At 38.6% G+C, this 25,132-nt stretch carries 19 protein-coding genes; 3 read left to right on the plus strand and 16 right to left on the minus strand.

Annotation, left to right across the window (positions count from 1 at the left end):
• Positions 1 to 111 precede the first annotated feature (111 nt).
• The 7 genes from pgi to uvrC form a co-directional block, all read right to left on the minus strand.
• On the minus strand, positions 112 to 1,749 hold the full coding sequence (pgi, locus tag BIZ36_RS04470; protein WP_187456669.1) for a glucose-6-phosphate isomerase: 1,638 nt from the start codon (positions 1,747 to 1,749) through the stop codon (positions 112 to 114).
• An 80-nt stretch (positions 1,750 to 1,829) separates the two neighbouring features.
• Entirely contained in the window at positions 1,830 to 3,125 is a 1,296-nt protein-coding gene (locus BIZ36_RS04475) for a M23 family metallopeptidase (protein WP_187456670.1), read from the minus strand.
• 9 nt (positions 3,126 to 3,134) lie between these two features.
• Complete coding sequence (locus BIZ36_RS04480; protein ID WP_187456671.1) at positions 3,135 to 4,097, minus strand: tryptophan 2,3-dioxygenase family protein; 963 nt, start codon at positions 4,095 to 4,097, stop codon at positions 3,135 to 3,137.
• A 6-nt stretch (positions 4,098 to 4,103) separates the two neighbouring features.
• A complete protein-coding gene (locus tag BIZ36_RS04485) occupies positions 4,104 to 4,883 on the minus strand; it encodes a DUF3108 domain-containing protein (RefSeq protein WP_187456672.1) in 780 nt (259 codons plus the stop codon).
• A gap of 383 nt (positions 4,884 to 5,266) precedes the next feature.
• Positions 5,267 to 6,409 carry a 4-hydroxyphenylpyruvate dioxygenase gene (hppD, locus tag BIZ36_RS04490; protein WP_187456673.1) on the minus strand — a complete coding sequence of 381 codons (1,143 nt, stop codon included), beginning with the start codon at positions 6,407 to 6,409 and terminating at the stop codon, positions 5,267 to 5,269.
• Between the two features lie 205 nt (positions 6,410 to 6,614).
• Positions 6,615 to 8,876, minus strand: a complete 2,262-nt coding sequence (locus BIZ36_RS04495; protein ID WP_187456674.1) for a patatin-like phospholipase family protein — start codon at positions 8,874 to 8,876, stop codon at positions 6,615 to 6,617.
• A 19-nt stretch (positions 8,877 to 8,895) separates the two neighbouring features.
• Positions 8,896 to 10,683 carry an excinuclease ABC subunit UvrC gene (gene uvrC / locus BIZ36_RS04500; RefSeq protein ID WP_187456675.1) on the minus strand — a complete coding sequence of 596 codons (1,788 nt, stop codon included), beginning with the start codon at positions 10,681 to 10,683 and terminating at the stop codon, positions 8,896 to 8,898.
• 504 nt (positions 10,684 to 11,187) lie between these two features.
• Here uvrC and BIZ36_RS04505 point away from each other — a divergent pair.
• A complete protein-coding gene (locus BIZ36_RS04505) occupies positions 11,188 to 11,763 on the plus strand; it encodes a 5-formyltetrahydrofolate cyclo-ligase (protein ID WP_187456676.1) in 576 nt (191 codons plus the stop codon).
• Here the strand turns inward: BIZ36_RS04505 and BIZ36_RS04510 are convergent.
• The 4 genes from BIZ36_RS04510 to ileS form a co-directional block, all read right to left on the minus strand.
• Positions 11,760 to 12,425: a lipoprotein signal peptidase gene (locus BIZ36_RS04510; RefSeq protein WP_187456677.1), complete on the minus strand. Its 666-nt coding sequence runs from the start codon at positions 12,423 to 12,425 to the stop codon at positions 11,760 to 11,762. The genes BIZ36_RS04505 and BIZ36_RS04510 overlap by 4 nt on opposite strands.
• 40 nt (positions 12,426 to 12,465) lie before the next feature.
• Entirely contained in the window at positions 12,466 to 13,026 is a 561-nt protein-coding gene (locus tag BIZ36_RS04515) for a DUF4097 family beta strand repeat-containing protein (protein WP_187456678.1), read from the minus strand.
• Positions 13,027 to 13,154: 128 nt separating this feature from the next.
• Positions 13,155 to 13,538, minus strand: coding sequence for a TraR/DksA family transcriptional regulator (locus BIZ36_RS04520; RefSeq protein WP_187456679.1), 384 nt, complete (start codon positions 13,536 to 13,538; stop codon positions 13,155 to 13,157).
• 3 nt (positions 13,539 to 13,541) lie between these two features.
• On the minus strand, positions 13,542 to 16,940 hold the full coding sequence (ileS, locus tag BIZ36_RS04525; RefSeq protein WP_187456680.1) for an isoleucine--tRNA ligase: 3,399 nt from the start codon (positions 16,938 to 16,940) through the stop codon (positions 13,542 to 13,544).
• Between the two features lie 254 nt (positions 16,941 to 17,194).
• Here ileS and BIZ36_RS04530 point away from each other — a divergent pair, with 254 nt between their 5' ends.
• Entirely contained in the window at positions 17,195 to 17,578 is a 384-nt protein-coding gene (locus BIZ36_RS04530; RefSeq protein ID WP_187456681.1) for a hypothetical protein, read from the plus strand.
• Positions 17,579 to 17,947: 369 nt separating this feature from the next.
• Here BIZ36_RS04530 and BIZ36_RS04535 read toward each other — a convergent pair whose 3' ends face one another.
• The 4 genes from BIZ36_RS04535 to BIZ36_RS04550 form a co-directional block, all read right to left on the minus strand.
• Entirely contained in the window at positions 17,948 to 20,359 is a 2,412-nt protein-coding gene (locus BIZ36_RS04535; RefSeq protein ID WP_222937230.1) for a TonB-dependent receptor plug domain-containing protein, read from the minus strand.
• A 1-nt stretch (position 20,360) separates the two neighbouring features.
• Entirely contained in the window at positions 20,361 to 21,080 is a 720-nt protein-coding gene (recO, locus tag BIZ36_RS04540; protein ID WP_187456683.1) for a DNA repair protein RecO, read from the minus strand.
• 141 nt (positions 21,081 to 21,221) lie between these two features.
• The gene (gene gdhA / locus BIZ36_RS04545; protein WP_187456684.1) at positions 21,222 to 22,565 is read right to left on the minus strand and encodes an NADP-specific glutamate dehydrogenase; all 1,344 of its coding nucleotides are present in this window, start codon (positions 22,563 to 22,565) and stop codon (positions 21,222 to 21,224) included.
• 116 nt (positions 22,566 to 22,681) lie between these two features.
• The gene (locus BIZ36_RS04550; protein ID WP_187456685.1) at positions 22,682 to 23,845 is read right to left on the minus strand and encodes a cystathionine gamma-synthase; all 1,164 of its coding nucleotides are present in this window, start codon (positions 23,843 to 23,845) and stop codon (positions 22,682 to 22,684) included.
• Between the two features lie 85 nt (positions 23,846 to 23,930).
• Between BIZ36_RS04550 and BIZ36_RS04555 the strand changes: the two genes are divergently transcribed.
• Positions 23,931 to 24,674: a DUF3298 and DUF4163 domain-containing protein gene (locus BIZ36_RS04555; protein ID WP_187456686.1), complete on the plus strand. Its 744-nt coding sequence runs from the start codon at positions 23,931 to 23,933 to the stop codon at positions 24,672 to 24,674.
• Here the strand turns inward: BIZ36_RS04555 and BIZ36_RS04560 are convergent.
• Positions 24,671 to 25,126, minus strand: a complete 456-nt coding sequence (locus BIZ36_RS04560; protein ID WP_187456687.1) for a DinB family protein — start codon at positions 25,124 to 25,126, stop codon at positions 24,671 to 24,673. The genes BIZ36_RS04555 and BIZ36_RS04560 overlap by 4 nt on opposite strands.
• Positions 25,127 to 25,132: the final 6 nt, after the last annotated feature.

Genomic DNA, 25,132 nt, shown 5'->3' on the forward strand with positions numbered 1-25,132 from the left:
CATTAACACAACGTTAAATTAATTAAGTTGAAATTAACATAAAAAATTTAGTTAACCATTGAAAAGCAGGGATTTACAACTAACCCAAACACAAAATACGAATCTAACAATCTAACTCTTAAATTCCTGCAAAAGCCTCAGTGTTGAGCCGTCATGTTTGCCAATTTCAGAGCCATTAATATCTTGAAGAATTTTACCGGCCAATTGCTTGCCCAATTCAACGCCCCATTGATCGTAGCTGAAAATATTCCAAATAATACCTTGTACAAATATTTTGTGTTCATACAAGGCAATGAGACTGCCTAAACTCTTTGGGGTAAGTTGATCGATCAGCAAAGTATTGGTTGGCTTATTGCCTTCAAAAACCTTAAATGGAATCAATTGCTCCATTTCCTCCTCAGCCATTCCTTTGGCTTTAAGTTCCGTGGTTACCTCTTCAACAGTTTTACCGTTCATGAGTGCCTCTGTTTGTGCAAAGAAATTGGCCATTAACTTATTATGATGGTCCACATCCCCAAACAAGGACATTTTAAAGCCTATAAAATCTGCAGGAATAAGTTTGGTACCTTGATGTATCAATTGAAAAAAGGCGTGCTGGGAATTGGTTCCCGGTTCTCCCCAAATAATGGTTCCGGTTTGGTACCCTACCCTTGAACCGGTACGATCCACACTTTTGCCATTACTTTCCATTATCCCTTGTTGCAAATAGGCCGAAAATCTACTTAGGTATTGTGAATAAGGGATAATAGCCTCTGTTTCTGCATCGTAAAAATTATTGTACCAGACGCTTAACAAGGCCAAGATCACAGGAATGTTTTCTTTAAAATCCGCAGTTTTAAAATGGTCATCCATTTCATTGGCACCTTTCAATAAAGATTCAAAATTATCCGGACCAACGGCCAATGCTATGGATAAGCCCACGGCACTCCATAAAGAAAATCGCCCGCCGACCCAATCCCACATAGGGAAGACATTCTTTTCATCTATACCAAATTCAGCAATTGCCTCTGTATTTGTACTTACGGCAGCAAAATGCTTCGCTATATCTTTTTGGGTAGCATGCTGGAGAAACCATTTTTTAATGGTTGTTGCGTTACTCAAAGTTTCTTGAGTTGTAAAAGTTTTGGAAACCACCACAAACAAAGTGGTTTCAGGATCCAGATTTTTTAGTATTTCGTGTACATGGTCCCCATCTACATTGCTAACAAAATGAGTGGTAAGCTGATTTTTGTAAAATTTTAAAGCTTCGGTAACCATAGCCGGGCCTAGATCAGATCCCCCAATACCTATGTTCACCACATCCGTAAAGACCTTGCCAGTATATCCTTTTACATCGCCATTAATTATACCGGATGCAAACTCACGTATATGCTGTTTTACTTTATAAACCTCTGGTACAACATTGACACCATCCACCAGAATTTTATCAGTGCTTTTCGCCCTCAAGGCAGTATGAAGCACGGCCCTGTCCTCTGTCTTATTGATATGCGCACCCGAAAATTGTTTGTCGATGGCGTCCGAAAGCTTTATCTCATCTGCCAGTTCCAATAACAACTCCAAAGTTTTATCCGTAATCCTGTTTTTAGAAAAATCAACCAAAAAATCATTCCAAGAAAGAGACAGCTTTTCTGCACGCTTATCATCTTTTTCAAACAACTCTTTTAAATGGGTATCTTTTGTTTCTTGAAAATGCTTGGATAATTCTTGCCATGAAGGCAACGAAGTAGGGTTTATATGATGTAAAGACATTGAGGATTGTATATTATGTTAGTATCTCTATCTGGCTAAATTAAGCCATATAGCTACTAATAACAACCTCTACTATGTGATTATTCCGTTAAGGCGGATAGCTCTCCTGCCAAAAGTTCATCTTCTACAGGTTGAGGAGGATATGCAATACAGTCTAATTGATCCTTTAAAGGAGCGATATAATTGAAGTACGCCGGTTGTAAAGTCTCCGCAAGAGGTTCGGCCTTAGGAAGTTCTTCCCTAAGCGGGTCTACCTGTCTTCCATCCTTCCAAAAACGGTAGCAAACGTGTGGCCCACTTGTATTCCCTGTCATGCCAATCCACCCGATAACATCGCCTTGTCTTACGAAATCGCCACGTTTTACGTTTTGCTTCTTCATATGCAGATATTGGGTACTATAGGTGCCGTTATGTCTAATTTTAACATATTTGCCATTACCACCACGCCTAGTAGATTCCGTTACGGTACCATCGGCAGTTGCCAAGATAGGCGTGCCTATAGGAGCTGCATAGTCAGTTCCTTTGTGAGGCCTAATTTTATTACCGTAATATCTGATTCTTCTTTTTAAGTTATAACGAGAAGATAATCTACCGAACTCTACGGGCATTCGCAAAAAGGTTCTTCGAAGGTTATTGGCACTCTCATCAAAGTAATCTACAATACTTTTTAAGGAATCATTTTCGTACGCAAAGGCATATACCGGTTTGCCATTATGCTCAAAATAAGCGGCATCGATACCTTCGGAACCGGCATAGATTGAGTCATTGATGTACTTTTCCTTATAGATAACCTTAAATTTATCTCCTTTTTGAAGCATAGAAAAATCAATGGTCCAAGCATACACATTTGCCAAGTTGTGAGTAACCATATAATCGATTCCTTGCTCTAAGAGCGCTTCGGATAAATTGCTGTTGATTACTCCAGAGACTTCCCGCTCCACAAATTTTACTTGCTTTTTCTCCTTGTAGGCACGAACGGTGTCCCTCAAGTCCACAACCGTATAATTGATAACGTCGTTCTCATAAATAAAAACCTGTGCAGTTTCAGAAGTATCACGGGATTTTAATATCATGTACGGTTTTCCCACACGTATTCTACGAACATCAAAAGTATCTTTAAAGTCTTCCGTTATCCTCGCGATTTTTGGATAATCCACTTTATGTTGAAGCATTAATTCACCAAAACTGTCACCACGTCTTATGGTATCCATTTTAACGGTAAAATCGTCCAGGTTAAAACCAAAATGCCTTTTGATGGGCTTTACAATGGGCGCAATGGCCAACTCAGTCTTTTGAATTTGTTGCTCCGTTGCGGCTTTTTCTTTACAGGAAAAGGTTAGGATAAGTACTAAAAAAAGGCCCCAGTATTTGTGCATTCTGAATTTTTATTTCTTTTCGGGATTAAATATATGGTCTACCCATTGTTTACCCCAATTATTTAACTCTTGTTTAGAATAAATTTCTGGAAAAAATACAACTTTCTGAAAACTAGGCGGCAAATACTCTTTCCAATTGGTTCCCCCGGTGGCGTCCACTTGCTCTTTGTCCTTTGCTAAATATCGATGGGCAGAACCCATATGCATCAATGGCCAGTTAACGTTTGCGTTGATATCCATTGTCTTTAACGCTTGAACGAGCTCTTTATTATACCTTTTGGTTTCCGGAAGCTGTAAATATTTATGATAGATGGTATTATTGCGTACCTGTTTAGCAATCCTTATTAACCGAGGGGTATATCTATACTCAAATTGTTTAAGGGTTAGGGTCTTTTCTCCCGTGGCTAAATCGGTCGCACCTCTTTTCCAATAAATCTCCTCGTAAAGCTCCTCAATTGAATTTAAATCAGAAAATTGATCCCTTTTACTTTGATGAATCAAATTCTCAAGACCCGTGGAATAAATTTCGATCATCCTGAATTGCGCCGATTGAAAGCCACTTGCCGGCAACAACGCCATTCTATATTGCAAAAATTGCTCTCGCTCCATTCCTTTGATCATGATCTTGAAGGAGGAAATAAGAGCTTCGTAATAACTATTGATTCTCCTTACTTTTTCGATAAAGAAGTCCAAGTTTTGCGATTTGTCATCTACCAACTGTTTTTGTTCATGCAGAATAAGCTTAAAATAAAGCTCGGTTATCTGATGGTACATGATGAATATTTCCTCATCCGGGAAATAAGTTCTTGGCTGTTGAAGGCTCAATAAGGTATCAAGATTGATGTAATCCCAATAGGTTAGGTATCTTTGATGGAGCAATCCGTCTAAATAAGAGCTAAGGTCTTGGCCAGAGTCCTTATATTTTTCCTCAAGCTTTTGTATCTGTGAATCTATCCGCTCCCTTTCTTTCATTAATTGCTAGTCCATTATAATCTTGAACTGATGTTTTAGACCATTATACCCGTCCAAATCTGCCTTTATGGAACCTACGGCCAAGTCTGCCTGGATTCTAATGGGTATACGGTTCTTGTCCTTGGACACCCACAAAGATAGGCTTTCTTTTTCTTTGAAGACCCTTCCGGACTGTACCAAGGGCCTAAATTTAAAACATTCTACTTTTCCGAACTTGGTTTTCAAAATTTCAGTACCCAAATATTTTAGCCTGAAATTAAAAACACCATCATCATCATATAGCATTTTAAGCTTGACCGCCTCACCTTTTACCAAATCATCTGGATCGTAGTTATTTCTGAGGTAATAAAAGGCTGAAAGTAAATCCTGAATACTATCCTGAAGATCAAAATTGTACTTTTTCTTATTTTTTTTATCGTTGAGTACTGCCTTATCCGCAGTATGGTCAAAATTTATTTCAATATCCTTGGTGTACCCACCTTCATCAATCTTTCTTATAAAGCGGTATGGTTTGCCGTCTTCCTTACCAAAATAACTTTCGTAGGTATCGTCTACCTTAAAAAAGAGGCTTGCGAGACCTGTAGTTTGACCCTTACCCACCACATGATAGACAGGTACCTCTCCTATATTATCAGATTTAAGGTGAAGAGTAGCGTAGCTGGCATTTAAAAAACCATAGTGCATTCTAAATTTTAACCATTCGCCAGGTTTGAAAGCAGAACTTTCGTATTGCGCCTGAACAAAAAAGCCAAGGGTAAGGAGAAGTATTGTAAAGACCTTTTTCATAAGGTTCGTTTTAACTATAAAATTAAAAAATGCCAAATGGATTTTTTCTAGGATTACAATAACTTAAACAAAATTTATTCCAAAGTATTGCTTTTAACACATTGCAGTGCACCTTCCTATATCAAAAAAAGCCCCAACATTACTGTTAGGGCTTTTCCTAAATAACCAACCAAACTTTAAATTATGAAAAACCAATACTTAAAGTTGTAAGGGAACCACCCCTTACACCAACAAATTTACTGCTTGTTTTAAGATTGGACATCTATTTAACTTACTTTAACTATTACATTAACAGTTCTTTTTACTTACAAGCGATTTTTTTAAACACAGTTGATTAGAATCCTCATCAAAATAACCAAGAAAACCGCTGAATTCCCCTAAACCTAGAGGGTACCCCTAGATTCCTGTTCCCTTTCAATAGCCTCAAAAAGAGCTTTGAAATTTCCTTTTCCAAAAGACTTCGCACCTTTTCTTTGAATAATTTCTATAAACATTGTAGGACGATCCAATATAGGCTTTGTAAATATCTGCAAAAGGTATCCTTCTTCATCCCTATCCACTAAAATACCTAGTTCGCGCAAGGGTACTAAATCCTCATCTATTTCTCCCACACGATCCAATAATTCCTCATAATAACTTGGAGGAACGGTCAAGAACTCCACCCCTCTATCACGAAGAGAGCCAACGGTCTCGATTATATTATCCGTTGCCAATGCCATATGTTGCACCCCAGCACCATTATAAAATTCAATGTACTCCTCTATCTGTGATTTTTTTCTCCCGTCTGCAGGTTCATTAATCGGGAATTTAATCCGTCCATTGCCATTGCTCATCACCTTGCTCATAAGGGCGGTATATTCAGTGGAAATATCTTTGTCGTCAAACGAGACCAATTGTGCAAACCCCATTACTTTAGCATAAAACTCACACCATTTGTTCATCTCGTTCCAACCTACATTTCCTACCATATGATCCACATACTTTAATCCTACATCTTTGGGCTGATAATGTGGCGACCATTTTTTGAAACCAGGTAGAAAGACCCCGTTATAATCTTTTCTCTCCACGAACACATGCACCGTCTCGCCATATGTGTGAATTCCTGATACCACAACTTTACCGGAACCATCTTGTAGGGTCTTTGGCACCAAATAACTTTCTGCCCCCCTGGCAACGGTTTCCTTATAGCTTTTGGTGGCATCATCCACCCATAGGGCAATAGTCTTTACACCATCTCCATGGGAATCTATATGTTTATTAATGTCTCCGCCAGGCTTTAGGGGAGAAGTAAGCATGATCCTAATTTTTCCTTGTTGCAATACATAACTTACCCTATCCTTAAGACCGGTTTCCAGACCTGCATACGCTACAGGTTGAAAGCCCCAGGCAGACATATAATAGTGAGCCGACTGTTTGGCATTTCCTACGTAAAGTTCTACATAATCCGTTCCTAATAATGGCAAAAAATCTTCCGCTTCCAAGTTCTCCTTTGGCAATTGCAAGGAGGTATTATCCAATGTTGACATATGAGTATTTTTAAGTTGAGTTCTGATAAAAGCCTAGTCATAGGCAGATAAAATGGATGACCCTCTAAAGGATCAATAAAAAGAGGATTTACAAAACCTCAGTGGTATTACCACATGGCCCTAAGATGGGAAGTAATATCAATTCTAAACCGTAACATCTCTAACAAATATCGGAAAAAAATTATACAGCACCTATATAACCACCTCAAAACCAATATCCCAAACTGAAGAAAAAATTGCTGTTCTTGCCTTCGGGAGACCATGAATAATGTACTTGTAAAGGCCCAAGAAAGGACTCCCAACCGTATCCTACCCCATATCCCGAATAATCGGGCAAGGTGAACCACTCCCCGGTTCTAAAAAGGTCATCATCCACGTTGGCAAAATTTGCGGTAAACATTAAATGGTTATTAGGAGCAAATTCCAAATCCAATCTACCTGTCGATTTAACAAAACTGTTACCCGGCAGTGATATAAAATCGTAACCAAAAAATGGAATTAGATTGTTGACTTGTATAGAGCCATATCCGCCCAATACAAAATCAAACGAAGTAACATTGGAAGTTCCCAATTTAAAACCTCCTTCTGTTTCTATATTTAGGGTTAACGGTCCAAAAATGGGAAATGCGGTACCTACTTTAGCCTGTGCCACGGAAAATTCCTTGAAATTCTTATTAAAATCCAACGAAAAAAGATATAAATGAAAGTCCCCATCAAAGTAAACCCCCTTAGAAGGAAAGTAGCGGTCATCATAGGTATCTAAACGCAAACCACCAAAGACGCTATAGAAATCACTTTTCTCAAAAAAGGTACGACCGTCCTGAACCCGAAAAGAATCAGGATTTTCCATATCATTGTTCACTCCCAAGGTTCGCGTACTTAACTTTAGTAATTTATGCTCCATCCCCAATCTAAAGGCGAATTCCTCCCTCAGTACGGTCTCTACATAGACCTGATTGGTAAAGTCCGTAATGTCAAGATTAATGGTATTCAAGTTTCCAGTAATGGGAACTTCGTAATTACCTCTAATTAGTTCAAAGTCAATTTCCTTTGCCGTCTCCTTAAAGCTAGAGTTGATTCCAAAACTCCAATAGGAACCTTTGTCCACATAATATTGAAGATTGTATCTAATATTGTCCCCAATAATAAAATCAAAAGAAGTAACATCATCCCTGGTAACAAGGTTTTTTCTCGTAAGATTAATGATAGCACCCGTTTTAAAAAGATTATCATAATGCGCACCTAAGCGCAAAAATGTTTTGTTTTTGTTCTCAACCAATTTTATGGTGAGTTCTTGTTCAGAATCATTGGTCAACAAATTATAATGTATGGTCTGAAAGTTACCAGTTGCGGAAAGATTACTCACCCCTTGCTTAAGTTCATTAAAGGTTGGCGACTCATCTGGCTCAAACCTCAACTTTCCCTTTACATAACCCCTGGAATAATTGTCACTTCCCGTAATGGTTAACCTATCAACATCCAATTGATCCTCGGGCTTATACATTTTAACATGAAATTCTTTCCTTCCCCCGGGCTCCGCCAATTTTTTGAGTTCTTCAAATTTCTCCCTTGCTGCCTCCTCGCCTTTACCAATTATGGTCTCGAACAGATTAAAGTCAATTACCGAAAAATCCGTTATATCAGGTTTTATATAGACATCTGTTAATTGAGACTTTTCTTCCATATCCAAAGCCGTACGGTAATTATTGATCTGCAATAAAATTTCAGTGGCAGATAATAAGGCCTCCCTATCCTTTAGTCCATGCTGAACGTCCACGCCTATAATAATATCCGCTCCCATTTTTTTTACTTCGGCTATAGGGTAATTGTTCACAACTCCACCATCTACAAGAACCTGGTCATCAATTAAAGCAGGCGAAAACAAGGAAGGAAGGGCTCCACTGGCCATCACTGCCTCCGGAAGATATCCACTGTTCAAAAGAACTTCTTTACCTGTTTCCACATCTGTAGCAATACATAAAAAAGGAATAGGCAATTTGCTAAAATCATCTATATCCTTTACCGGGTAAAGCAAACGAACCAATTCATTATAAACATTTTGCCCACCAGATAGTGCCGGAGGAACCGAAACTTTAAAATTGTTGAAAGGCAAGGTTATGGAATACCTTTCAGAATCTTCCTTTTCGTAAAAAGTCTTGGCGTTACGAGGTAGATTGTCCTCTATTAAATTGGTAAAATTAGTGGTCCTAAATACGGAATCAAGTTCTACCGCAGAATAACCGGCAGCATAGAGTGAGCCAACTATGGCTCCCATGCTTGTACCCCCAATATAATCAATTTGAATTCCGGCCTCCTCTATAACCTTTAAGGCTCCAATATGCGCCATCCCCTTAGCTCCACCTCCACTGAGAACCAGACCTATTTTAAGGTCTTTTTTACTAGCCGTTTGGCCCCATAACAATGCCCCCGAAAAAAGCAGACAGAAAATAAGACCTATTTGTTTCATATTTTTTTAGACGTAATATCTAGTGAAAAGTTTCATATATTTTCTTGGCTTTTGCCATACCCACAGTTTCCGCCAAAGATTCTATGGACGCCTCTTTTATCCTTTTAACAGATTTAAAACTCTTTAAAAGCTCTTCCGCCGTTTTTTGTCCTATTCCCTCTATACTTTCAAGCTCCGAATTTATGGCCGCCTTACTTCTCTTTTTCCTATGAAAAGTAATCCCGAACCTGTGAGCCTCATTTCTTAATTGCTGAATAATCTTTAAAGACTCTGATCGCTTATCTAGATATAAAGGCACGGGGTCTCCCGGAAAATAGATTTCTTCCAATCTCTTGGCTATACCTACAATGGCAATTTTACCCCTAAGCCCTAAAACATCCAAGCTCTTTAAAGCGGAAGACAACTGCCCTTTTCCCCCGTCAATAACAATGAGCTGAGGCAAAGGTTCATCTTCTGCCAGCAACCGCTTATAACGCCTGAAAACCACTTCTTCCATAGAAGCAAAATCATCCGGGCCTTCCACTGTTTTGATATTGAAATGGCGATACTCTTTTTTTGATGGTTTCCCGTTTTTGAAGACCACACAGGCCGCTACAGGGTTACTACCTTGTATGTTACTATTATCAAAACACTCAATATGCCTAGGTTCAACGGAAAGCCTCAAATCTTTCTGCATCTGCGCCATTATGCGATTGGTATGCCGATCGGGATCCACAATTTTGATTTGCTTAAATCGTTCTTGCCTAAAAAACCGGGCGTTGCGCTCAGACAGCTCCACAATCTTTTTCTTGTCGCCCAATTTGGGAACTGTCACCTTTAATCCTTCTTCCACCGTGACATCAAAAGGTAAGTAAATTTCCCTTGAAAGCGAATTGAACCGCTGCCTAATTTCAATTATGGCCAAAGCGAGCAATTCATCGTCTTTTTCGTTGAGTTTTTTCTTTATTTCCAAGGTATGAGACCTAATGATGGAGCCATGGGATAATTGTAAAAAATTTACATAGGCATGGGATTCATCCGAAATAATGGAAAAAACATCTACATTATTTATTTTAGGATTTACAATGGTAGATTTCACTTGATAACTTTCCAAAACATCAATCTTTTCCTTGATACTTTGAGCCTCCTCAAACTTCATTTCGGCAGCCAATGTTTTCATTTCCTTTTTGAAATACTGCAAAGAGGATTTAAAATTGCCTTTAATTATCTGACGTATATCTTCTATTTGTTGATGGTATTCTTCTGCATCCTGTAGGTCTTCACAAGGACCCTTGCAATTTCCCAAATGATACTCCAAACATACCTTATACTTGCCAGCGTCTATTTTTTCTTTGGACAGATCATAGTTACAAGTCCTCAAAGGGTATACGCTCTTCACCAAATCCAAAAGAGTTCGAACCGTTTTCATACTTGTATAGGGTCCGTAATATTCAGAACCGTCTTTAATTAACTTTCTTGTAGGAAAGATCCTTGGAAAACGTTCTTTTTTGATACAAATCCAAGGATATGATTTATCATCTTTTAAAAGTACATTATACCGAGGCCTATATTTTTTAATTAAGTTATTCTCCAAGAGTAAGGCATCAGACTCCGTGGGAACTACAATATGTTTGATCATTCTTATTTTTTTTACCATAACACGAGTTTTGCCATACTCATGATTTTTGGTAAAATAAGACGACACCCTTTTTTTTAGGTTTTTGGCCTTGCCTACATAAAGAATTTTTTCATCTGAGTCATAGAATTGATATACCCCTGGACTATTGGGCAAAGTGCTTAATTGTACTTCAATGGAAACTTGAGGCATGTAGTCACAAAATTAAAACTGCCACATTGTATTTGGAGAGATGCAACAGGCTGTTAAATTACTATGTTTTTGGGCAATGGACTACGGTTTAAACTTATTTTAACGAGCTCCAAAACCAAAATTTAGCCAAAATTTAAACCTTAGGACAAGGAGCAATTTCTACAATTTAGGATTATTCAATAAAATATATTCATTTTTAGACATGAGAAAATAGAAATGAAAATTGCAGCCTCTACAATCAATTTTTTGACTCAAATCGTGTAAAAACGTTAAAGTTGAACTAAATTATGCATTTCATCGATAAAAATTAGCACTTAATAGTGTTTGTAAATTAATTTTTAATTAAATTTAAAAATCAAAATCAAAATACCACATGGATAAATATGTAATAACCTTGGGTTTGTACCTGATCTTGATGATTTCCTTCAAGATTTACTATTTGGTGAATGCCAAAGAGTAGCACAATCCTGTTCCCCAGTTTTACTTTAGAATGACCCTACGTAAATGTTGAAAAAGGATGTACGGTCGCACTATAAGGAATTAAGAAAAAACCTATCTGAAGACGCTTTGCTAAATGCTAGTTTAAGCATTGCCAATCGTACACTACACCTTCCTGGTTTTATTTGGAATCTTAATTATTTCCATCTTTTTCTGCCTATAACCGAACAAAGGGAGATTGATACCTCTTTCATTCTTTCCATACTACAAGGAAAGGACAAAACTGTTGTAATACCCAAAGTAATTAGCGCCACAGAAATGACGCACTATCTTTTATTGGACAATACGAGACTCATCAAAAATAAGTGGAACATTCCCGAACCTTTGGACGGTATTGAAATAGAAGCTAGCAAACTAGAGGTAGTTTTTATACCTCTTTTATCTTTTGACAAGAAGGGAAATAGAGTTGGTTATGGCAAAGGGTTCTATGACCGTTTTTTAGACCTTTGCAAGCCCGATGTGGTAAAAATTGGTTTATCACTTTTTGATGCTGAAGAGGTAATTGAGGACGTTGGCCCTCACGATAAAAAAATGGATTATTGTATCACCCCGGATAAGCTCTACTCATTTTCTGAAGATTAAGAATGCGGAAACTCTTCTTCACTTTCAAAAGGTTCCAAATCTTTATCTTCCTCTTTACCAAAGGCTTTTTTATTAAAAACTATTAAAATACCAACACCGGTGCTAATGGCCATGTCCGCGATATTGAAAACCGGTTCAAAAAACCTAAAATCCTTACCTCCAAAATAAGGCATCCATTCTGGCCACGTAGTATCTATCAGCGGAAAATAGAGCATATCTACCACCTTTCCATAAAATAGTCCTCCATAAGGCTCCCCCGAAAATGTAGTTGCCACCTGTTGATAACTATCGTTAAAAACAATCCCGTAAAATACAGAATCAATAATATTGCCCAAAGCGCCGGCAAAAATTAAGGAAACAGCCAAAATAAGCACTTTAGAGGTTTGTTTTTTTATGGTATCGAACAACCAATACCCAATACCTGCAACGGCAAAAAGTCTAAATATGGTTAGCACAAGCTTTCCGGTAGGTTCTGCAATAGGTAGAAAATCGCTTAGTTTTGCTCCCCATGCTGCACCCGAGTTTTCTATAAAAAGAATTTTAAACCACTCAAAAACCTCAACGGATTCACCTAGTACGAAGTGAGTCTTAATATAAATCTTGCTGATTTGGTCTATCAGTAACACAGCAACAATAAGTAACAACGACTTTTTAAGACCCATGATTATTTAAACGGTTTTTAAAGTGCCAAAAATAGGTATATTATTCGGTTTTCCTTACTCTGATATCACCTGTGACCGTGGATAAATTGTAATGCACGTCTGATTTTGGTAAATTCTCCAAATGTGTTGCACCAAACTTATTATTGGTGGTGACCGTAGCCGCGGCGGCAATGATATCAATCGGTCCACTTTGGGTTTCTACTTTTACGGTTTCTCCTACTTCATTCAATTTGCAATAACCGTCATTCAAGGAAATGGAAAGAGATCGATAATTTCCACTGGCATTTACATTACAGCTTTTTCCAAAAACCACTACTTGAAGGTATTCCGGCACTTTAACTTCTAAAGCAATACTCACAACTTTATGCGCACTTAATTTATCATTGGGATTGTGGAAAAGGGGCTGAAAACCGCTACTTACAAAAAATGTATCTCCCTCTTGACCCAATTTAACCCCTAAATCCTGTTTATACTCTCCGTCAATAACAGCTTCTACACTCATTTCATTCCCCTTTACAGTTGTAAGATTTAGAAGAAAACAATTGTTTACATCAATATTGATAGATGCAACATGTGTATCTACAATTGATTTTTTAACCACTTTTTGGGCGGTTAAAATTTGAGCACAACAAACAAACGCAAAGAGATATCTCAACATGGTGCGAAAATAAAAAACCTACAAGATGAGTCTTGTAGGTCTTGAAAAATTATTTAAAGCAATGGGGGGATTTACTTCTGCATATTCTTGGCCTCAATACTTAAAGTGGCGTGAGGTACCAATTTTAATCTTTCCTTATTGATCAGTTTACCGGTTACACGACAAATACCGTAAGTTTTATTTTCAATACGCAAAATGGCATTTTTTAAGTCCCTAATGAACTTCTCCTGCCTAATGGCCAACTGCGTATTCGCTTCTTTGCTCATAGTCTCGGAACCTTCTTCAAAAGCCTTAAAGGTAGGTGAGGTGTCATCCGTTCCATTATTGCCATCATTCATATATGAACTTTTTAAAAGTTCTAAGTGGCTTTTTGCCTTTTCAATTTTCTCTTCGATCAATACTTTAAATTCGGCCAAATCCTTATCCGAATATCTAACTTTTAAATCCTGTGCCATTTTCTAATGTTTTTCAATAAATAATTTCGTGTTCACTTCATCAAAGGCAATTTCAGTGCCTTCTTCTAGTTTTTCTTCAAAATCAAGCTCGGCGGTCAATGTCTCGGTCTTGATATAATTCATATTACTTTCTACCGCTTTCTCCACATGTCCATCCTTAAGGATTTTCACATAGATCTTATCGGTCACCTCAAAGCCGCTATCCTTTCTAATGTTCTGGATACGGTTTACAAGTTCTCGAGCAATACCCTCTTTTCTCAGGTCCTCATTGATGGTAATATCTAGTGCAACCGTAATTGCACCGGCACTTGCCACCAACCATCCTTCAATATCTTGAGAGCTTATCTCTACATCCTGTAACTGTAATGTAACAATTTTATTATCAATTTCAAGTGATATTTCGCCCTTCTGCTCAATTTTTTGGATATCCTCTTGTTCCATTCCCGCAACTGCTTGGGCAATTTTCTTCATGTCCTTTCCAAACTTGGGACCAAGAACCTTGAAATTAGGTTTGATTTTTTTGATCAAAACTCCAGAGGCATCATCCAAAAGCTCTATTTCCTTTACGTTTACCTCAGATTTAATCAGATCTGCAACTGCCTCGATTTCTGTTCGCTGTTTATTGTCGAGCACAGGAATCATTACCTTTTGAAGTGGCTGGCGTACTTTAATTTTTTCCTTCTGTCTGATGGACAATACTAGGGAGGATATTATTTGAGCCTTTTCCATCTTACTTTCCAAGTCCTTATTTACGTAGGCTTCATCAAACACGGGAAAAGTAGAAAGATGCACACTCTCAAAATCTTCCTTTTTGGTAGTATTGATCAAATCCTTATAAAGCCTATCCATAAAGAAAGGCGCAACCGGAGCCGATAATTTTGCAACCGTTTCCAAGCATGTATACAACGTCTGGTAGGCCGCTATTTTATCTTTCTGATATTCACCTTTCCAAAAACGTCTTCTACACAAACGCACATACCAGTTACTCAAATTCTCTTGTACGTAGTCTGATATGGCCCTAGTAGCTCTCGTTGGTTCATAATCCGCATATGCTTCATCTACCGTTTTAATCAAGGTATGAAGCTCGCTCAATATCCATCGATCAATTTCAGGACGCTCATTCAACGGTATTTCTTCTTCCGAAAAGTCAAAAGCGTCAATATTGGCGTAAAGTCCAAAGAACGAATAAGTATTGTACAAAGTGCCGAAGAACTTTCTCTTTACCTCAACAATTCCGTCAATATCAAATTTCAAATTATCCCATGGATTGGCATTGGAGATCATATACCAACGCGTGGCATCCGCACCATGTTCATCCATTGTATCAAACGGATCCACCGCATTGCCCAACCTCTTGGACATTTTTTTCCCCTCTTTATCCAATACGAGTCCGTTGGACACCACATTTTTATAGGCTACGGAATCAAAAACCGTTGTAGCAATAGCGTGTAAAGTATAGAACCAACCTCTAGTCTGGTCAACACCTTCGGCAATAAAATCTGCAGGATAGGTCGTACCCTCATCGATCAATTCTTTATTTTCAAAAGGGTAGTGCCATTGTGCATATGGCATTGAGCCACTATCAAACCACACATCTATAAGATCGCTCTCGCGTCTCATTGGTTTGCCCTTTTCGGACACCAATACGATGCTGTCTACAATATTTTTATGAAGATCTATTTTTTCATAATTAGCTTCGGACATATCGTCCACTACAAAATCCTCAAAAATATCCTTCTCCATAAAACCTGCTGTTACGGACTTGGCCATTTCTTGCTTCAGTTCATTGACAGAACCTATGATTTTAGCCTCTTGACCGTCTTCAGTTCTCCAGATGGGCAGTGGAATTCCCCAATACCTAGACCTACTTAAGTTCCAGTCATTTGCATTGGCCAACCAGTTCCCAAATCGTCCTTCCCCTGTAGATTTTGGTTTCCAATTGATGGTCTGGTTCAACTCGAACATTCGGTCTTTAACATCCGTAATCTTAATGAACCAAGAATCTAATGGATAGTAGAGAATTGGTTTGTCCGTACGCCAGCAATTAGGGTAACTGTGTACATATTTCTCAACCTTAAAGGCCTTGTTCTCTTCCTTTAACTTTATGGCGATTTCAACATCTACCGATTTTTCTGGCTCTTCGCCTAAATCGTAATATTCATTCTTCACATACTTACCACCCAACTCCTTTAATTCCGGTCTAAATTTACCTTGTAAATCCACAAGGGGAACCGGATTGTTATTCTCGTCCAGCACCAACATTGGAGGCACTTGAGGCTCCGCCTGCTTTGCCACCAAGGCATCATCTGCACCAAATGTGGGAGCCGTGTGTACTATTCCGGTACCATCTTCCGTAGTAACAAAATCTCCTGATATTATCCTAAAGGCATTCTCTGGATTTTCACAGGGCAAGGTATATGGTAATAATTGCTCATATTTTACGCCTACCAAATCTTTACCGATAAATTCCTTAACAACATAAAATGGAATTTTCTTGTCCCCAGAGTTATATTCAAGTAATTCCGGCTTGGAATCAACTTCATAAAATTTTCCGGAAAACTGCTTGGTTACCAATTTTTTGGCCACCACTACATTCATTGGTTTAAAAGTATATTGGTTATATGTCTCAACCAACACATATTCAATTTTTGGACCAACGGTAAGGGCGGTATTGGAAGGAAGTGTCCATGGGGTTGTGGTCCAAGCCAAAAAATAAATATCCCCTTCATCCTGTAAAAAATCAGGAAGGGTAGCTTCTACCGCCTTGAACTGAGCAACCACCGTAGTATCCGTTACATCTTGATACGTCCCCGGTTGATTGAGCTCATGGGAACTTAATCCTGTTCCGGCTTTTGGGGAATAAGGTTGAATGGTATACCCCTTATAAATTAACCCCTTGTCATATATCTGCTTTAACAACCACCAAACAGATTCCATGTATTTGGATTTATAGGTGATGTAAGGGTCGTCCATATCTACCCAATAACCTACCTGTTCGGTCATTCTGTTCCAAACATCTGTGTACCGCATAACTGCTTTTTTACAAGCTGCGTTGTATTCCTCAACAGATATTTTTTTTCCAATATCCTCTTTGGTTATTCCCAACTCTTTTTCCACCCCAAGTTCAATGGGTAGGCCATGAGTATCCCAACCGGCCTTTCGCTTCACTTGAAACCCCTTCATTGTCTTGTACCTGGGAAAAATATCCTTTATGGTCCTTGCCATAACATGATGAATACCGGGCATACCGTTTGCAGAAGGCGGGCCTTCATAAAACACATAACTTGGCTTACCTTCACGAGCTGAAATACTTTTTTCAAAAATTCCGTTCTCCTTCCAATAATCAAGTATTTCTTCCGCCACTTTTGGCAAATCCAATCCTTTGTACTCCGCAAACTTCATATTAGACCTTTCTTGAGTAGGAACCCCACTGAGTTCTATTATTTTAAGGCAGCAAAATTAGGGATTTTAAGTGAATATTTGGACTCAAACAAGAACGAATAAGTAGTTTACAACCGAGACAATACTTCAAGGTCAAACCTTGAAAGAGTTACATATTTAACCTGACTAAAACAGACTGTTAAAATTATATCATCCAAAACCAAAAAGCCTACGTATATCTTACAACTATTAACTAAACACATAAATTTAAAATCATGAAAAAAGTAATTCTAGGTTCCATCTTAATGTTAGCCATTAGCATCTCTTTTATTTCCTGTAGGGAATCTGCAGACAAGGCAAAAAGTGCCGCCGAACAAGCGGGCGAAGCCATGGAAAAAGCAGGTGACGACATTAAAGAGGCTGGAGATAAGGCTATGGACAAAGCCAAAGAAGCTGGGGACAGCATGAAAGAAATTGGCGAAGGTGCAGCAAATAAGGCGAAAGAGGCCGGTGAAGAAATGAAAGAAGCTGGAAATAAAGCTCTGGACAAAGCCGAAGAAACCGGTGAAAATATAAAAGAAGGAGCAGAAAAAGCTGCCAATGACGTTAAGAATGCCGCCAATAAAGCAGCAGACGAGGTAGAAAAGGCCGTGAACTAAGAAACCTTTTCTCTTTACAATTTTGAAAAAGCCTCAACTTTTGTTGGGGCTTTTTGATTAGTATACCCAGTAATATTTTAGAAGATTGATGTTGTTCATCGAAGAAAAAAACCTTTCGTATTTTTCACAACAGATTGACTTCACTTCACAACAATTATTTAGACATCAATATTTTACCCGTTAATTTTACATTGTAATTAAGTGATAGTGTTGACCCCAAATTGACCGTTGAACTTAACCGAAATATGCGACCGATACCCAAACTCGGTAACAGAACCTACAAAAGCTTAACCCAAACTTTACCAAACCTACTTGATAAAATCACCCTCCCCCAAGAGGGTTTTTTTATGCCCATTCCTAACGTGCGCCCTAAAAAGTATATCCAACGGCCAGCACCAAATTAGTACCCGGAGCAACTACACCTGAAGAATATGGTCTATACCTTTGGCTTGTTATATTCTCAACACTCATTGACGCTTTTATTCTCTGGGAAATATCATACTGAGACCTAAAATTTAAGGTATGCCATGAAGGCGAATAAGGATTTCCCTCATTGTCTACAGCATAAATGTAAGTTTTGCTACGTTCCGAGGCCGAAAGATTATCATAAGAAATGGATCCATTATAATTTAAGAACACATCTGCCTTAAAACGCTGGTTTTTCCAAATTAGATGAAAATCGCCAAAAGCTGGAGCCACATGCCTACCGGGAGAATCACTTCCATCTTCTTCCTCTTCCACACCTTCAGTAATCGTAAAATTGGAACTAATGGAAAAATTATTTGCCAAAAATGCTTCAAGACCAAACTCCAATCCGCATACATAGGCCTTGGCAGCATTTTGAATGGCCAACACCTCACTCATCTCCCCCTTATAATCAATCACGCCCTGTCCATTAAAATTAAACTCTCTCCTTACCAAAGCATCTACCAAATAAGTGTAATAAGCAGCCCCGCGAAGCATTAATTTATCATTGAAATTTTTATATGCCCCTAATTCCACGTTATAGGCATATTCTGGCTCTAAATCCGGATTTGGCACTACAACCGCCCCTGGCTCCGAATCAAAGATTTTACCCACATCATCAATATTTGGGGCTCTAAAACCGGTTGACCCATTTAAGGTAAGCTGTAAGTCTGCCTTTGGAAACCAGCTAAAACCAAGACTACCCGTTAACGCACCATTGTCCAAATTAGCGTCTTTAAACGGAAAGTCATAATAGGTAGTGTCAAAAAGTGAATTGATCCACACATGGCTATATCGCATTCCCGTAAGCATGGTAAAATTAGGCTTCAATTTATATTCGGCATTAACATACCCCGCTACCGTCTGCCAGATAGAATCATCAGGATACCTACTGGCCGCCCCACTTACTAAAGATGTTTCCGTATTTTGCACATAGCCCTTTGAATTTACCTGGTTGTGTATGTACTCCCCGCCATAATAAAGGCGCAAATCCCCAATTCTTTTGTTCTCAAAATCAATGTTTACCGAAATAGCATCCACCTTTTCCTTGGTGGCAAAAAGATCTAGCGCCCCAAAATCCCGATCATTTCTACTTTCCTCAAAAAATTGATAGGCGGTGGTAATTTTTAATCCATCATAAAAAATACCTTTGCCTCTCTGCTTCAGTTGAAAATTACCTAAAAACCATTTCTGGGGTCCGTAATACCAAACTGCCGAGCGTAGACCATTGTTTTCTTTGTTGGGCCTAATTAATCGATCATACCTAGAATAGTCACTAGTTTCAGAGTAATGGAGTCCTAAGTCATAATTCCAAGAATTACTAGGTTGATAGCTTATTTTTTGCATTATGCTAAGCTGGTTGTAGCCTGTTGAAACCTGCTTTCGAGCATTGCGATTATCTATCAGTTGATCATCCCCATTTTCTGTCTGCACATACCAATGCCTTAAATAAGATTGTGGACCATGCTTACCCATGACCATATCCCCAAAACGATTATAAGAAATACTCGTAAGTGAACCCCATTTCTGCTTGCCCAAGTTGACCTCTGCATGTAGCGTATTTTCCATATTTGCAGAAGAAAACCGATAAAAGGATTCTCCCGAAACCTCTAAACTATCAGTTTGCGAAAGGATAGGGCGCTTTGTATAAAAGTTCATCACCCCACCAATGGCATCGCTACCATAAATGACAGATCCCGGACCAAAAATAATTTCTGTGGATTTTATGGAGAAAGGATCAATTGAAATAACATTTTGTAAATTCCCGCCCCTAAATATGGCGTTATTCATGCGCACTCCATCTACCGATAGAAGTAACCTATTTGTTGCAAAACCCCTAATCATTGGACTCCCGCCCCCGAGCTGACTTTTTTGAACAAATACTTTTCCTGTATTGGCCAAAAGATCAGCCGATGTTTGCGGATTGACAAACTCAATATTTTTTGCTGTTACCACTTCAATTTTATTAGGAACATCCTTTTTTTGCTGTTCCCATTTAGAAACGGACATGACAACTTCTTCTAGTTGTTCCGCCTTTAAAATCATATAAATCTTGTTGCCTTGCCTTCCAATTTGACTTCTACTACTTCTTCTTACCTGATAACTTAAATGCTTAAAAAATATTCGCTCACTAGGGCGGAAGATGGAAAGGTCTACCCTCCCGTCAAAATCCGTTATACCCGTTTTGCTTTTATCATCATTAAAAACGGCTACATTGGAAATAGGCTCACTTGTATCCGCATCCAAGACATGTATTTCTTGAGCAGAAAGTAATTGAACCATAAAGAAAAGAATGACAAGTAGACTCTTGCTCATACTAACTAAAGACTTCATTTAAAACAGCAAGAGACCTGGGCTTTCTAAATCCTTGTAAATGAAGCTCATAATACAGCACTATGGATTGAAGCAGTTCTTGGCGGTTTTTTTTGTTCATTTTGATGCTATTTACCCCATCAAAATTTATGCCCAAGAAGCTTTTAAAGAAACTAAGATTGGTTCCCGTTATAATTGGATTCAAAGAGGGAGTATCGGTAAATTCACCCTCCAGTAAATCAAAACAGCTGGCGTCCATATTTTCCATGTCTGGAAAAAAGCCAAGAAACCGGGTCAACCTTAACAACAGAAATATGTGAAAATTAGAAATTTCACTATGTGTATCCAACCATTGTAGGGATGCCTCCAGAAACTGGAACAAATCAACATTTGGCTCTTCCTCATAAATACTATTGGATAGCATCTCAGCCAAAAAGAGTGTCATGGCATTTTTACCTACGTGGTAATGTAGGGTTTGATAATGAAAGACCACCTTTACTTCACGCAGACTTTCCAAAGTACCTTTGTTTTTATGATATGCAACCATTTCCAATTGCGTTAGTGGCTGAAAATAAGCCGCTTTCAGCTTTCCTTTTTTACTGGAAAGAACCCCTTTGACCAAATAGGATTTAAGCCCGTCCAAGGCGGTAAAGGCTTTAACAATAAGACTTGTATCCCCATATTTTAAAGCCGAAAGTACAATGGCCTTTGTGGTAACTTGCATGTAAACAAATGGATTAAGGACAAATATAATCTTTTACCGTAGAGGCTTCATTTCATTGCTGAAATTACATAAATGAAAAGCGGGAGATAAAAAGAAAATTTACCTCCCGCCTTGACTAATTTTACGAAGTATTTGCAATTGCTAAATCACTCCTTGAGCGAGCATGGCATCGGCCACTTTCACAAAACCGGCAATATTTGCTCCTTTAACGTAATTACAAAAACCATTCTCCTCCATACCATATTCTATACAGGAGTCGTGAATATCTTCCATAATATCTTTTAACCGTTCATCTACCTCTTCACGCGTCCAACTAATACGCAATGAGTTTTGGCTCATTTCCAACCCTGAAGTGGCAACACCGCCCGCATTGGATGCTTTGCCGGGGGCAAACAATATTTTTGCATCGTGAAAAGCGTGAACGGCCTCTGCCGTACAAGGCATATTTGCGCCTTCCGCTACACACATACAACCATTTTCCAATAAAACAGTGGCATCTTTTTCATCCAATTCATTCTGGGTGGCACAAGGCAATGCAATATCACAAGGCACCTCCCAAGGAGTTTTGCCCTTATGATATTCTGCAGATTTATATTTTTCTACATATTCCGATATTCTACCACGCCTGTTATTCTTTAAATCCATCACAAAGGCCAGTTTTTCTTCATCTACACCTTCTTTATCAATGATATAGCCTCCTGAATCCGATAGGGTAATTACTTTTCCCCCAAGTTGAATCACCTTTTCAGCGGCATATTGAGCCACGTTTCCAGAACCCGAAATAACTACTGTTTTCCCATCAAAATCCTCATCCTTGGTCTTCAACATATTTTGGGCAAAATATACCGTTCCGTAACCGGTGGCTTCCGGTCTAATTTTAGAACCTCCCCATGAAAGACCTTTTCCTGTCAATACTCCGGTAAATTCATTTCGAATCTTTTTATACATTCCAAATAGAAAACCTATTTCACGAGAACCTACACCTATGTCCCCAGCAGGCACATCTGTATTTGGCCCTATATGCCTACAAAGTTCGGTCATAAAGGCGTGACAGAAACGCATTACCTCATCATCTGACTTTCCTTTGGGGTCAAAATCGGACCCTCCTTTTCCACCACCCATGGGCAGGGTTGTCAAACTATTCTTAAAGACTTGCTCAAAGGCCAAAAATTTAAGTATACTGGCGTTTACCGTAGGATGAAACCTTAAACCTCCCTTATAAGGACCAATGGCAGAGTTCATTTGAATCCTGTAACCACGATTTACATGGATCTCACCTTCATCATCTACCCATGCCACCCTAAAGGATATTAGCCTCTCTGGCTCGACCATTCGCAACAGAATGTTCTTGCCATTGTAAATTTCCTGTTCCGCTATATAAGGTATGACAGTTTCAGCAACTTCCTGTACCGCTTGAATGAATTCCGGTTCATGACCATTACGGGCCTTCACCTCATCCATAAATGCTTTAATTTTTTCTTCCATCTTTTAAAGAATATATAATTACACCCTTATAAAACAAGGTGTTTTTGTTGAATTAATAATTTAACGACAAAAATATATTATTTATATAATTCCGATGACATATTTTTAAAATTTCATTAATCCAATCCGTTTAGAGCTTGATCTAAATCATTTTTAAGATCTTCAGCATCCTCAATTCCTACACTTAATCTGATCAAAGCATCTACAACCCCACTCTTTTCCCTTTCCTCTTTAGGTATACTGGCATGTGTCATACTTGCCGGGTGACCGGCCAAACTTTCTACCCCACCCAAGGACTCGGCCAATGTAAAGACCTTGAGGTTTTCTATAATTTTTAGGGCATCTTTATAAGTACCCCCTTTGGGAACAAAGGAAATCATTCCGCCAAAGTCTCGCATTTGGTTACGGGCAACATTGTGGTTAGGATGTTCGCTAAACCCTGGCCAATACACTTTTTCAACTTTATCGTGACCTTTCAAAAACTTGGCTATTTCCGTTCCATTTTCACAATGGCGTTGCATTCTCACATGCAAGGTTTTGATTCCCCTTAACACCAAAAAACTATCCATAGGCCCCAAAATGGCTCCACTGGCATTTTGTATAAAATAAAGCTGGTCTGCCAATTCCTTTTTATTGACCACTATGGCCCCTGCCACAACATCACTATGGCCACCAAGGTATTTGGTTGCCGAATGCATTACAATATCCGCTCCTAAATCCAGCGGATTTTGCAGATATGGAGTGGCAAAGGTATTGTCCACCGCAAGCCATACCCGATTTTTCTTGGCAAGTTCTGATACCGATTTAATATCGATGATATTCATCATAGGGTTGGTAGGTGTTTCTACCCAAATAATTTTGGTCCTATCATTTATAAATGACCCTATGGAACTTGGATCTGTCATTCCTACAAAATGGAAAACGATACCATAATTTTCGAATACTTTTTTGAACAAACGATAACTTCCACCATAGAGATCATTGGTAGAAATGACCTCATCCCCTGGTTTTAATAACTTGATAATAGCATCTATTGCTGCCAGACCACTTGCAAATGCCAAACCATAGGTCCCGTTCTCAATACTTGCCAATGAATTTTCCAAAGCCGTTCTTGTAGGATTGGCACTTCTGGAATATTCAAAACCCCGGTGGCCACCAGGAGTAGATTGGGCAAATGTGGAAGTCTGGTAAATTGGGGGCATTACGGCCCCATATGCTTTATCCGGTTGTTGACCTCCGTGTATGGTTTTGGTATTGAACTTTAGTTGTTTTTTACTCATTTCATATGATTTCCTACACAAATGTATCGCTATCTTTGCTAGGACACAATTGAAGAATTAGAAGCTTTACATTTTCCTTACCCCAATGAAAAGAACTATATTAACCCTACTTATTGTTTTAACAATTATAAGCTGTTCTGAAGATAAGACTCTCACGTTTGAACCCCTAACCCTTGACGAAACAAGATGTTCAGAATGTCCGGAAGTGGTCATTCATATTCCGGTAGCGGTAGAAAACCAAGAAATTGCAAAAACAATAAACACCAGTATTAAAGAAGAAATCATCTCTATTCTTAATTATGATGATGAAACTGATGCCGCTACCATCAAGGATGCGGTAAAAAATTTTAGCGATGGTTTTTGGGAACTAAAAAAACTATACCCGGAGGAGGCTACGGTTTGGGAGGCCAATATTGAAGGAATTGTTTCCTATGAGGACGAAACTTACATAACCATAGAACTCAACACCTATCTATTCACTGGGGGAGCCCATGGGTACGGTTCTAAAAAATTCTTGAATTTCGACAAGGTAAAAAATCAGGAACTGGAGAATTGGGAACTTTTTCAAAACCGGGATGATTTTGAAGTTTTAGCGGAAGAAAAATTTAGAACTCAGGAAAGTATTCCAATGGACAAAAATATTAATAGCACCGGTTTTATGTTCGATAGTGACTCCTTCTACCTACCAGAAAACATAGGTTTTACGGCAGAGGGAATCCAACTACACTATAATCCGTACGAAGTGGCATCCTACGCAGACGGCCCCATTGAGGTTATTCTTTCGTTTAAAGAAATAGCACCTTATTTGGCCAAGAGAACTAAATCTTAGAACATTTTTTGAAGGGCGATGATGGCTCCCCTATGAAGCCCTTCATGAAATAAATTAAAGGCAAGGGCATCTTCTACCTTATTCAAGGTTACATTGGCACTGGTGGTATATGAACTGTAATTTTTGAAGAGACCATTATTATAATCTTCTTTCATCCACTCTAATGTAGAGATTAAGAAAGCAGCTATCTCCTTTATTTCTTCATCCGTAGCATTCCCATCTGGCACGGTTCCTTTCTTAAACTTATCTACTAATTCTTCGGGAACCCTCATCTGTAAACCGCTGAATTTGTATACCAAAATTTGTGGCGTTATAACGGTATGGGCTATGTTCCACCAGATATTGTTCCTAAAACCTTCAGGAATTTTCAATAAGTCTTCATTTGGGGTTTCCGTTAAAATCTTATAGAGGAATTTTCTGTTGTTAAGTACAGATTCAAAAAGATGTTCCAAGGGTAT

Source organism: Cytophaga sp. FL35, from assembly GCF_014349235.1.
Taxonomy (GTDB): domain Bacteria; phylum Bacteroidota; class Bacteroidia; order Flavobacteriales; family Flavobacteriaceae; genus Euzebyella.

Coding starts and splice junctions, on each gene's coding strand:
- BIZ36_RS04510 (WP_187456677.1), bottom strand. CDS start 12,425: ATGGGTCTTAAAAAGTCGTTGTTACTTATTGTTGCTGTGTTACTGATA.
- BIZ36_RS04505 (WP_187456676.1), top strand. CDS start 11,188: ATGTTGAAAAAGGATGTACGGTCGCACTATAAGGAATTAAGAAAAAAC.
- BIZ36_RS04520 (WP_187456679.1), bottom strand. CDS start 13,538: ATGGCACAGGATTTAAAAGTTAGATATTCGGATAAGGATTTGGCCGAA.
- hppD (WP_187456673.1), bottom strand. CDS start 6,409: ATGTCAACATTGGATAATACCTCCTTGCAATTGCCAAAGGAGAACTTG.
- pgi (WP_187456669.1), bottom strand. CDS start 1,749: ATGTCTTTACATCATATAAACCCTACTTCGTTGCCTTCATGGCAAGAA.
- BIZ36_RS04550 (WP_187456685.1), bottom strand. CDS start 23,845: ATGAGTAAAAAACAACTAAAGTTCAATACCAAAACCATACACGGAGGT.
- BIZ36_RS04480 (WP_187456671.1), bottom strand. CDS start 4,097: ATGAAAGAAAGGGAGCGGATAGATTCACAGATACAAAAGCTTGAGGAA.
- recO (WP_187456683.1), bottom strand. CDS start 21,080: ATGCAAGTTACCACAAAGGCCATTGTACTTTCGGCTTTAAAATATGGG.
- BIZ36_RS04530 (WP_187456681.1), top strand. CDS start 17,195: ATGAAAAAAGTAATTCTAGGTTCCATCTTAATGTTAGCCATTAGCATC.
- BIZ36_RS04555 (WP_187456686.1), top strand. CDS start 23,931: ATGAAAAGAACTATATTAACCCTACTTATTGTTTTAACAATTATAAGC.
- BIZ36_RS04535 (WP_222937230.1), bottom strand. CDS start 20,359: ATGAGCAAGAGTCTACTTGTCATTCTTTTCTTTATGGTTCAATTACTT.
- BIZ36_RS04485 (WP_187456672.1), bottom strand. CDS start 4,883: ATGAAAAAGGTCTTTACAATACTTCTCCTTACCCTTGGCTTTTTTGTT.
- ileS (WP_187456680.1), bottom strand. CDS start 16,940: ATGAAGTTTGCGGAGTACAAAGGATTGGATTTGCCAAAAGTGGCGGAA.
- BIZ36_RS04475 (WP_187456670.1), bottom strand. CDS start 3,125: ATGCACAAATACTGGGGCCTTTTTTTAGTACTTATCCTAACCTTTTCC.
- BIZ36_RS04495 (WP_187456674.1), bottom strand. CDS start 8,876: ATGAAACAAATAGGTCTTATTTTCTGTCTGCTTTTTTCGGGGGCATTG.
- gdhA (WP_187456684.1), bottom strand. CDS start 22,565: ATGGAAGAAAAAATTAAAGCATTTATGGATGAGGTGAAGGCCCGTAAT.
- uvrC (WP_187456675.1), bottom strand. CDS start 10,683: ATGCCTCAAGTTTCCATTGAAGTACAATTAAGCACTTTGCCCAATAGT.